Here is a 6,506-nt window from a genome sequence, read left to right as displayed (position 1 = left end):
CGCGTCGAGTACCCGGACGGCTTCGGCCTCGCGCGTTCGTCGAACACGACGCCGGTCGTCGTGATGCGGTTCGAATCGGAGACCGAGGAAGGGCTCAAGCGCATCCAGGCGGATTTCCGCCGCGTGCTGACGGCCGCGAAGCCGGACGTCAAGCTGCCGTTCTAAGCTTGGGCGGCCTGCGGGCCGCCGCCGGCGCGACGGTCGAACGAGCCGTCGCGCTATCCCCGAAAAGCGGCGCACGCTTACGGCGTGCGGCCGCTTTTTGTCTGTCTGCTCCCCCGGGCGCGATAAAATCGCGTCTTTATGCCTGTCGCTGGCCATCCGCCGGCGTTTTTTCAGCGTGCAAAAGATCCTGATCGTGCGCGTGTCGTCCTTGGGCGACGTCGTGCACAACATGCCGGTGATCGCCGATATCCGGCGTCGCCACCCCGATGCGCAGATCGACTGGCTCGTCGAGGAGAGCTTCGTCGACCTCGTGCGGCTCGTCGACGGCGTGCGTGACGTATTGCCGTTCTCGCTGCGCCGCTGGCGCAAGAAGCCGTTCTCGGGTGCGACGTGGCGCGAGATCCGCGCGTTTCGCAAGCGCCTCGCGGCCGAGCAGTATGACCTCGTGATCGACTGCCAGGGGCTCATCAAGACGGCCTGGGTCGCGAGCTGGGCGCGCGGCCCGCTCGCCGGCCTCGGCAACCGCACCGACGGCGCGGGCTACGAATGGCCGGTGCGCTTCTTCTATCGCAAGCGCGTGCCGATCGCACCGCGCACGCACGTGGTCGAGCGTTCGCGCCAGCTGGTCGCGGCCGCGCTGGGCGACCCGGCGCCGACGCCGGCCGATCCGGTCGACTTCGGCCTCGATACGCGCGCGGCGGCGCTCGCGGTCGCGGCGCTCGGCCTGAACCTGCCGGTGCCGTACGTGGTGTTCGTGCATGCGACATCGCGTGCCGACAAGCAGTGGCCGGACGCCGCATGGATCGAGCTCGGCCAGGCGCTCGTGCGGCGTGGCGCGTCGCTCGTGCTGCCGTGGGGCAACGACGCGGAGCGCGCGACCAGCGAGCGGCTCGCGAAGGAATTCGGCGCGGCGGCGATCGTGCCGCCGAAGCTGTCGCTGCCGGCCGTCGTCGGCCTGATCGACGGCGCGGCCGCGACGGTCGGGGTTGATACAGGTCTGGTTCATATCGCGGCCGCGCTGAAGCGTCCGACGGTCGAACTGTACAATTTCGCGACATCCTGGCGGACCGGCGGCTATTGGTCGCCGAACGTCGTCAATCTCGGCACGGCGGGGCAGCCGCCGTCGATCGCGCAGGTGAAGGCGGCGCTCGCGGGCTTCGGTCTGCTGTAATGCCCGTCATGCCTGCCCTGCCTGTCACGCACGCGAACCGATCATGAGCGAATCCCAGATCATCGAAGTCCCGTCCGCCGACTGGAGCGGACACAACCTGTCGGCGCCGCGCGAGCAGCTGCTCGCCGCGGTCGAGGAAGGCAAGGTGCTGTATTTCCCGCACCTGCGCTTCGTGATCGAAGGCGGCGAGGAAGCGCTGCTCGATCCGGCGCTCGCCGATCCGAAACGCAAGAACATCAGCCTCGCGCCGAACGGCGGCGCGCTCGCCGGCGTGCTCGGCGACAGCGTCACGCAGTCGGCCGTGCGCGCGCTGGTCGCGCGCTTCCAGCAGCAGGCCGGCACGCTCGTCGACGGCCTGTTTCCCGAATATCGCGGCAAGCTGCGCGTCGCGCCGACGAGCCTGCGGCTGATGCAGGTCGAGACGCGCCAGACGTCCTGGCGCAAGGACGACAGCCGGCTGCACGTCGATGCGTTCCCGTCGCGGCCGAACTACGGCGAGCGGATCCTGCGCGTGTTCACGAACGTGAACCCCGCCGGCCAGCCGCGCGTGTGGCGCGTCGGCGAGCCGTTCGAGGACGTCGCGAAGCGCTTCCTGCCGAAGATTCGGCCGCAGTTCCCGGGTTCGGCGTGGCTGCTGAACCTGCTGCACGTGACGAAGTCGCCGCGCAGCGCGTACGACCACCTGATGCTGAACCTGCACGACGGGATGAAGGCCGATCTCGACTACCAGAAGACCTGCCCGCAGCAGACGATGCCGTTTCCGCCGGGCAGCGTGTGGATATGTTTCTCGGATCAGACTTCGCATGCTGTGATGTCCGGCCAGTTCATGCTCGAGCAGACCTTCTTCCTGCCGGTCGACGCGATGGTGCGTCGCGAATGCGCGCCGCTCGGGATTCTCGAGCGCCTGCAGGGCAGGGCGCTGGTTTGAGCGCGCACCGCATCCTCCGTGGTGACGGAGTCCGCTCATGCTGAGGGCGATCTATCGCGCGCTGTGGTGGCTCGTTGCACCGATCGCGGTCATCCGGCTCTACGTGCGCTCGCGCAAGGAGCGCGGCTATCGCGAGCACATCGGCGAGCGCTTCGGTCACCTCGCCGGCCGTTCGCCGGCCGATCGCGCGCCGCTGATCTGGGTGCATGCGGTGTCGGTCGGCGAGACGCGCGCCGCGCAGCCGCTGATCGACGCGCTGATGCGCGCACGTCCCGACGCGCGCATCCTGCTCACGCACATGACGCCGAGCGGCCGCGCGACCGGCGAGCAGATCTTCGGCGACCGCGTGCTGCGCTGCTACCTGCCGTACGACATGCCGGGCGCGGTGCGGCGCTTCCTGCGCGCATGGCGGCCGACGCTCGGCCTCGTGATGGAAACCGAGGTGTGGCCGACGCTGATCGACGAGTGCCGCCGCGCGGACGTGCCGCTCGTGCTGACCAATGCGCGCATGTCCGCGCGCTCGCATCGGCGCGCAGCGAAGTTCGGCGCGGCGACGCGCGATGTGTTCGGCGGTTTCTCGCGCGTGCTCGCGCAGAGCCCGGCCGACGCGGAGCGGCTGACGTCGCTCGGCGCGCGCAACGTGGCGGTGCTCGGCAACCTGAAGTTCGACATGACGACGCCGCCGGAGCTGGCGGCGCGCGGCCACGCATGGCGTGACGCGATCGGCACGCGGCCCGTGTGGGTCGCAGCAAGCACGCGTGAGAACGAAGAGGCGCTGGTGCTGCAAGCGTTCGCGGCGATGAGGACGCCCGGTGCGCTGCTGATTCTCGTGCCGCGTCATCCGCAGCGTTTCGCCGAAGTCGAGGCGCTCGTCGCGCGCAACGGATTCAAGTGCGTGCGGCGTTCAGTGTGGGGCGCGGACGCGGCGGCGCTCGCGGCCGGCCGGCCCGCGGCGGCGGAAGCGCTGTCGGCCGACGTGACGGTGCTGCTCGGCGATTCGATGGGTGAGCTCGGCGCGTACTACGCGGCCAGCGACGTCGCGTTCATCGGCGGCAGCCTGCTGCCGCTCGGCGGGCAGAATCTCATCGAGGCGTGTGCGGTCGGCGAGCCGGTGCTGATTGGCCCGCACGTGTTCAACTTCACGCAGGCGACCGCCGATGCGGTCGCGGCCGGCGCGGCGATGCAGGTCGCGGATCCGCTCGATCTCGCGCACGTGCTCGACGCGCTGTTCGCCGACAACGCGCGGCGCATCGCGATGGGCGCGGCCGGTGCCGCGTTCGCGTCGCGCCATCGCGGCGCGACCGCGCGTTCGGTCGACGTGCTTGCGGCGCTGTTGCCGCCGGTTGAGAACGGCACGCACGCGACGCAGGACGGGCAGGACGCTTAGGGCATGTATGTGTGCGACTTGCATTCGAGCGCGTCGCGCTCGAATGAGTTGCAACCGCTTGAAGGGCGAGGATCGTGCCCAGTGAATCTTGAGTCGGGTAAGTGCGCGGCTTTCTGTCTACCCATGGAAGAGGGCAGAACAAGGCGTTGGAACGAGCAGATTGAAAAACAGTGCGATTTTGAGAAGTCTAGGGGGCGGCCATTCTTGGTCGCTACCCCTCAGTATGCTTTTTTGCGATGGTGTCGCCACAGCCGCAAAATCGCTACATAGGCGAGCACTGCCGCGATCAGTTCGATAGTCATCCACACCACGAAATACAAGTCATCGGGATCGCGAACCCCGAGCCACTCTGAAGCACGCCACCATGCGCGCGCTTCAGCTGGTGTCCACTTATTGGATAGCGGTATATAACGAGCTGAAATAAAAAATAGCCCGATAAATAGAAAACCCTTCAGTAGCCTACGGGAAAATGTTGCCATGCGTGATGACCCCAATTGTTCTGTATGCGTTAAGCCCCGAACTTCCCGCGATAGTGTCGCCACATCCACATGATCGCTATGTAGGCGAGTACTGCCACGATCAGTTCAATAGTTACCCACACCACGAAATACAAATCTTCGGGGTCGCGGATACCTATCGCCCGTGATGTGTACAGCCACGCGCGCATCTGGCTTTCTGTCCATTCATAGGGGTATGGCCGGGCATAACGGAGCGATAGCGAGAGTAGGCCGATAAACAGCGCGAGCTTCAAGATCCTACGAGTAAGGGAGACTATTTTCTGGCGCTATTTCTCGACATGGCCTTTTTTGCCGCGATAGTGCCTCCACAGTCTCATGATCGCCATATACGCAAGCGTTGCCACGAGCAGATTAGCCAGCAGGACGAGCGGAATGTATAGATCGTCGGGGTCGCGAATGCCAAGCCGATTTGCAACGTGTAGCCAAGCGAGCGCTTGGCTTTCTGGCATTGGTACAGGATATGTATGGACGTGCGGTACGGAGATGCAGAACAGGCCGACGAACAGTGCCACCTTGAACAGCCTATGGACAAGTGTTGCCATACGTGACGACCTCGATTGTTCCGTATGCGTTAAGCCCTGAGTTGCCGGCAGGGATTTTCTTGGTATGCAGAAGTGCCGTGCGGATTCTCAGAAAATCGACACGACTCGGCAGTGTAATGCAGCCAATTGAAATGCCCTGACCACCTACCGGATGCAATCGAAACTGTCCGCGCTTGGCGCCAGTAATTAGCGTTTCATCGTCAATTATTCCGTCATCTCGATAGAGCGCGAACCATTCGCTATGGTCTACTGGACTCCCAATCGCCGAATTAACTGTGTCCTTTATCGAAGCCCAAGCGCGAGACCCAACACCGCCTGTAGGACGGTCAACGATCCAGTATTTACCGGCAGGAATCGGGCCGTTATCGGGCACCGCCGTACAGCCCCCTCGATTCCGATAGATGCCGTTGCCAGAGAACGCATCGAACGTACCCAAACCATCGATGGCAAGGGGAGACAGAAAATTGTTATTCACCAGAAATCTACCGGTATAAGCCATTGACCGCTCCCGCTTATCCGATGTCATTCCATGAATCGGTGTATTTGATATTGCCGTCGAGATAATGCCACGTGATGCGGTCGTACATCATGGAGACGGCTTCCAAGTGATTGAGCGCGGATGCTTGCGACAGTCTGGTATTCGCCATGCCGGGATTGATGCCGCAGACTTTCACGCCCTCGAGCAGCATCACGAAATACATCTCCTCTCTCCCGGCATCATTGATCCGATACCATTTGATCTCGGCCGATTGCAGTGTTTGCCCCTTCGCCACGGCCTTGTAAAGATAGGGAGTCGCCGCGTCGAACTCCTTTTCGAATGCAACCGGTGAGTGCGTACGCTTGCCGGTGATCTTGCCGTTGGCACCATCAACCGGCAGATTTACACCGTGGCCAAAACTGATGATTTCAATGCTTCCTTCACGGTCCTGGACGGTTGACGAGCCTTTGATGTCTGCGCCGCCATCATCCTTAAGCCACATATGTGCGGGAATCGGCATATCGAAAATCCTCATTAACGAAGAAGGCTTAATGTAAGGAATCGATGCTAACCGAGTTCAATTGGCTTTGCAAAGTCGCTGGAGGCTTTTCCGCCGCGGACTCGCTCTTGCGTGCGCAAATGCTAGGTAGTCCAGCCTGGACACTTATTCAAACCGTCAACAACCCCTTTTTCTCGATGAACGCGACGACGTCGGCGACGCCTTTGAGCGCCTTCAGGTTCGTCATCACGTAAGGCCGCTCGCCACGCATCTTCTTCGTGTCCGAGGCCATCACGTCGAGGTTCGCGCCGACCAGCGGCGCAAGATCGGTCTTGTTGATCACGAGCAGGTCGGATTTCGTGATGCCGGGGCCGCCCTTGCGCGGAATCTTCTCGCCGCCGGCGACGTCGATCACGTAGATCGTCAGGTCCGACAGCTCGGGGCTGAACGTCGCCGCGAGATTGTCGCCGCCCGACTCGATGAACACGATGTCGGCGTCCGGAAAGCGCGACAGCATCCGGTCGACCGCTTCGAGGTTGATCGACGCGTCCTCGCGGATCGCCGTGTGCGGGCAGCCGCCGGTCTCGACGCCCATGATGCGCTCCTCGGGCAGCGCGCCCGCGACCGTCAACAGGCGCTGGTCTTCCTTCGTATAGATGTCGTTGGTGATCGCGACGAGGTCGTAGCGCTCGCGCATCGCCTTGCACAGCATTTCAAGCAGCGTGGTCTTGCCGGAGCCGACGGGGCCGCCGATGCCGACGCGCAGCGGCGGCAGTTTCTTGGTGCGGCGGGCGGAGGAGGAAGCGGGTGCGTTCATG

At 63.8% G+C, this 6,506-nt stretch carries 9 protein-coding genes and 1 pseudogene; 4 read left to right on the top strand and 6 right to left on the bottom strand.

Features of this window, described 5'->3' with window-relative positions; all coding sequences use genetic code 11:
• The 4 genes and pseudogenes from DIE23_RS17925 to waaA form a co-directional block, all read left to right on the top strand.
• Positions 1–165, top strand: a pseudogene (locus tag DIE23_RS17925) (phosphomannomutase/phosphoglucomutase); the annotation flags it as partial.
• A gap of 175 nt (positions 166–340) precedes the next feature.
• Positions 341–1,336: a lipopolysaccharide heptosyltransferase I gene (waaC, locus tag DIE23_RS17920; protein ID WP_124613353.1), complete on the top strand. Its 996-nt coding sequence runs from the start codon at positions 341–343 to the stop codon at positions 1,334–1,336.
• 43 nt (positions 1,337–1,379) lie between these two features.
• On the top strand, positions 1,380–2,264 hold the full coding sequence (locus DIE23_RS17915; RefSeq protein ID WP_124613352.1) for a Kdo hydroxylase family protein: 885 nt from the start codon (positions 1,380–1,382) through the stop codon (positions 2,262–2,264).
• 37 nt (positions 2,265–2,301) lie between these two features.
• Positions 2,302–3,651: a lipid IV(A) 3-deoxy-D-manno-octulosonic acid transferase gene (waaA, locus tag DIE23_RS17910; RefSeq protein ID WP_124613351.1), complete on the top strand. Its 1,350-nt coding sequence runs from the start codon at positions 2,302–2,304 to the stop codon at positions 3,649–3,651.
• 218 nt (positions 3,652–3,869) lie between these two features.
• Here the strand turns inward: waaA and DIE23_RS17905 are convergent, their stop codons facing one another.
• From DIE23_RS17905 to ureG, 6 genes are all read right to left on the bottom strand, one after another.
• Positions 3,870–4,130, bottom strand: coding sequence for a hypothetical protein (locus tag DIE23_RS17905; RefSeq protein ID WP_124613350.1), 261 nt, complete (start codon positions 4,128–4,130; stop codon positions 3,870–3,872).
• 29 nt (positions 4,131–4,159) lie between these two features.
• Positions 4,160–4,402 carry a hypothetical protein gene (locus tag DIE23_RS17900; protein WP_409364238.1) on the bottom strand — a complete coding sequence of 81 codons (243 nt, stop codon included), beginning with the start codon at positions 4,400–4,402 and terminating at the stop codon, positions 4,160–4,162.
• 33 nt (positions 4,403–4,435) lie between these two features.
• Positions 4,436–4,711: a hypothetical protein gene (locus DIE23_RS17895; protein WP_124613349.1), complete on the bottom strand. Its 276-nt coding sequence runs from the start codon at positions 4,709–4,711 to the stop codon at positions 4,436–4,438.
• Positions 4,692–5,210 carry a DUF2778 domain-containing protein gene (locus tag DIE23_RS17890; RefSeq protein ID WP_124613348.1) on the bottom strand — a complete coding sequence of 173 codons (519 nt, stop codon included), beginning with the start codon at positions 5,208–5,210 and terminating at the stop codon, positions 4,692–4,694. The genes DIE23_RS17895 and DIE23_RS17890 overlap by 20 nt, the downstream gene beginning before the upstream one ends.
• 13 nt (positions 5,211–5,223) lie before the next feature.
• Positions 5,224–5,709, bottom strand: a complete 486-nt coding sequence (locus DIE23_RS17885; RefSeq protein ID WP_124613347.1) for a type VI secretion system tube protein TssD — start codon at positions 5,707–5,709, stop codon at positions 5,224–5,226.
• A 148-nt stretch (positions 5,710–5,857) separates the two neighbouring features.
• The gene (gene ureG, locus DIE23_RS17880) at positions 5,858–6,505 is read right to left on the bottom strand and encodes an urease accessory protein UreG (RefSeq protein WP_124613346.1); all 648 of its coding nucleotides are present in this window, start codon (positions 6,503–6,505) and stop codon (positions 5,858–5,860) included.
• Position 6,506 lies beyond the last annotated feature (1 nt).

This window comes from Burkholderia sp. Bp9143 (genome assembly GCF_003853645.1).
Taxonomy (GTDB): domain Bacteria; phylum Pseudomonadota; class Gammaproteobacteria; order Burkholderiales; family Burkholderiaceae; genus Burkholderia.
The sequence above is the reverse complement of the archived record's forward strand: the minus strand, read 5'-3'. Positions and strand labels throughout refer to the sequence as shown.

Coding starts and splice junctions, on each gene's coding strand:
- ureG (WP_124613346.1), bottom strand. CDS start 6,505: ATGAACGCACCCGCTTCCTCCTCCGCCCGCCGCACCAAGAAACTGCCG.
- DIE23_RS17905 (WP_124613350.1), bottom strand. CDS start 4,130: ATGGCAACATTTTCCCGTAGGCTACTGAAGGGTTTTCTATTTATCGGG.
- DIE23_RS17885 (WP_124613347.1), bottom strand. CDS start 5,709: ATGCCGATTCCCGCACATATGTGGCTTAAGGATGATGGCGGCGCAGAC.
- DIE23_RS17915 (WP_124613352.1), top strand. CDS start 1,380: ATGAGCGAATCCCAGATCATCGAAGTCCCGTCCGCCGACTGGAGCGGA.
- DIE23_RS17895 (WP_124613349.1), bottom strand. CDS start 4,711: ATGGCAACACTTGTCCATAGGCTGTTCAAGGTGGCACTGTTCGTCGGC.
- waaA (WP_124613351.1), top strand. CDS start 2,302: ATGCTGAGGGCGATCTATCGCGCGCTGTGGTGGCTCGTTGCACCGATC.
- DIE23_RS17890 (WP_124613348.1), bottom strand. CDS start 5,210: ATGGCTTATACCGGTAGATTTCTGGTGAATAACAATTTTCTGTCTCCC.